This is a genomic window from Streptococcus sp. k-628 (assembly GCF_013277475.1).
Lineage (GTDB): Bacteria > Bacillota > Bacilli > Lactobacillales > Streptococcaceae > Streptococcus.
The window spans coordinates 1-2,724 of sequence record NZ_VMMZ01000080.1 but is presented as its reverse complement, the minus strand read 5'-3'; the positions used below and the strand labels follow the sequence as shown (position 1 = coordinate 2,724).

1 protein-coding gene and 1 pseudogene are annotated in these 2,724 nt (G+C 38.5%); both read right to left on the bottom strand.

The annotated features are described in order from the left end of the window. Window positions 1-774, bottom strand: a pseudogene (locus tag HT730_RS09100) (hypothetical protein); the annotation flags it as partial. Between the two features lie 101 nt (window positions 775-875). Then, window positions 876-2,724: LPXTG cell wall anchor domain-containing protein (locus tag HT730_RS09095; protein ID WP_173307399.1), on the bottom strand; the 1,849-nt coding region annotated here is incomplete at its 5' end.

The following is a 2,724-nucleotide window of genomic DNA, read 5'->3' as shown; positions in this document are numbered from 1 at the left end:
TTTTGGTTTTGTTCCGACTACATAAATATCATCCTTTTTATCAGCATGTTCTCCTTCGTTTACATGAATACGATAATACTTAGATAATACAACAGTACCATCATCATTAACTATATTCTCTTCTGAATTTGGATTTACCGTTATAGGTTTATTTGACTCAACAATGGTATCAGAACTATCAATAAGTCCGTCAGCTCCCGCTGGTCTTCCTTTATAAAGATTATCTGGATTAGCCGGGGTACCATTACTTGCATCAAGACGGTGAGGATATTTAGGATTAACTTCACTCACTTTAGGTTCAACAAAGTTTGGATCATCAAGTGGCTTTCCTGCATTTTCATTTATAGTATTGGCATCAGCTCTTTTATATTTGTCATCAATTTGACCATCATCGTCTTTATCATATAATTTTTCAAATAATGATTCCATTGGATGTTCATCAAAATAATCATCACTATCTTCAGCTTTCAAGATAAAGCTTCTACCATTATAACCTTCTTCTTTCAAAACAGGAGTATGACTTTCTACTGTATCATCTCTTTCATACTTCTTTCCTTTAGGTACGAAAACTTCATACCCTTCTGATGCACTAGTTATATTTTCAATATTAGCTTCTCCTGGCTCCGCGGTAGTGTCTGAAGCGTAAACTGTCACATTTGGTGCCATTATTGCAGCCCCACCTAGGGTAATGACTGTCGCTACAACACAGGAACCGAAAAACTTTCCAATTTTTCGTAAAGCATATTTTTTATTCTTAGTTGATTGTCTTGACATATTTCCCTCAATTTTACATTTATTTTAGTTTCTAGGTTGTTGACTCCGAGCCAAAAGCCAGATGAAGAATCCAACTTTTGGCAGGAAGCAACGTTTTGATATTATTCGGACTCATCTTCTTCCTTCTTCTTGAAGAATCCTAATCCTAGACCAGCTAACAAGGTCATGATACCAGCGCTAGCTAAGCTAGCATTAGCTTCTGTACCTGTGTTTGGCAATTCCTCTCTTCTATTTGTCTCAGAAGTCGGAGTATTTGCTTCTGGAGTGTTTGGAGTTGGAATTTGACTTTCTGGTGTTGGAATAGTCGAATCTTGTGGAGTTGGAATCGGTGTGGTCGGTTTCTGTGGAACAGGATTATTAGGATCTACTGGTGTTATCTTTTCAAATTTATGAATTGTAACACCATCCTTCGTTACAGTTGTAATATATCTGTATCCAGGAATATTACCTGGCTCATGAGTTCCAGGTTTTTCTGGTTTCAATGGCTTACCATTTTCATCCACCCAGATTGTAATATGATTACTTTCTGGAGTTGGTTTTACCGGTTCTTCCGGACTAGGTGTATTTGGAACTTTTACATACTCAATCGGTGTATCCTGACCAGGTTCTGTTGGTACTGGTGGCACCTTGTATCCATTTTCTGGATGGTTTGGATCAACTGGTACTAATGGATTTCCATCTGGTGTCTTAGGTGTATAACCTGGTACATATGGAATCACTGGTACATTTGGTGTAGTAGGATCCGTTGGATCTCCAGGCTTAGTTGGATCTGTCGGATTGTTTGGATATGGTAGTGGCGTTGGTGTTTCTACACCTGGCACTTTTGGTACCCATGAACCAAGTTTCTTGTAAACCACTTCAATCGTTTGATTTGCAACAGTTGGTGTTATTCCTTTTCTTTCAGCAACTTCTTTTTGAGCTGGGTCTTTAAGGATGTAACCTTTAACTACTGGTGATGATACTTTATCAAATGTACTATCTCCACCCACTGCTTTCCAGTCTCCATAAGTAATCTCACCTGTTACTACGTTAATCTTAGCTTCACGTGTGAATGTAACTTTGTCTGTTGATGGTTCAGAAACTTTATTTCCAGCCTCGTCAACATAGTTGATTGTACGTGTTACTTCTTTCTTAACGTCCAGTTTCTTAATTAATTCATCTGTCCATCTTGGAATTGTTGGATCATTTGGATTATTTGGATCTACTGGTGTATCTGGATCAATTGGTTTTCCAGGTTCAAGTGGTTTTTCTGGTGTTGGCGGTGTTACTGGTACAAGTTTTTCATGTACTTTCAACGTTACTGTTTGTGTTGGATCTTGACCTTCTGTATCCTTATCTTTATCGAATTTGTTATTAATATAGTTGACTACTTCATCTCTATTATCAATCACATATCCGCGTTTTTCTAACTCTGCTATCTTAGCTGTTACTGATTCAGTTGGAATTTGATCTCCAGTTTTACCGTTGATAGTTACATTATCTTTTGGTAATGGTGTTTCTGTTGTTCCGTCAACCTTAACCACTTTCACCAATGCTTTTTGTGGATTTCCTTCATAAGTAATCGGTGTATCCTCTCCTGGTGTTGTTGGTACTGGTGGCACCTTGTATCCATTTTCTGGATGGTTTGGATCAACTGGTACTAATGGATTTCCATCTGGTGTCTTAGGTGTATAACCTGGCACATATGGAATTACTGGTGTGTTTGGTTCAACTGGTGTTCCTGGCTGTGGATATTCTGGTTCTCCTGGTTTAGTTGGATCAGTCGGATGGTTTGGATATGGTTTTGGATCGAAATTCGTTCCTGTTGGAGGTGTTACTCCTGCCGGTGGTGTTGGCACCCATGATCCTAACTTCGTATATACCACATTTAGGTTTTGATTTTCAGAGGTTGCTGTTAAGTTTTCACTTGCTGCTACACTTGTTCCATCTGCTGATACCAATCCATCTGCT